Genomic DNA, 202 nt, shown 5'->3' with positions numbered 1-202 from the left:
GGGATAAGGCAAATATTTGTCGTGTGTCTTCAGGTGAGGATGCTCCCCCTGACATCCACTGCTCCCCCCTTCCTTCAGCAGAGCTGTTTCCTTCCCGGTCTCCGCATTTAAAGACCTGGGTACGTGAGCACTACAGAGAGCCTCAGGCTCGAGCTGACGATGACAGGCCTGCGGATTTCTATCGTATGTACACGCTGAGAGT

This window comes from Parendozoicomonas verongulae, assembly GCF_009711465.1.
GTDB classification, from domain to species: Bacteria; Pseudomonadota; Gammaproteobacteria; order Pseudomonadales; family Endozoicomonadaceae; genus Sansalvadorimonas; species Sansalvadorimonas verongulae.
Note: the sequence above shows the minus strand (reverse complement) of the source record.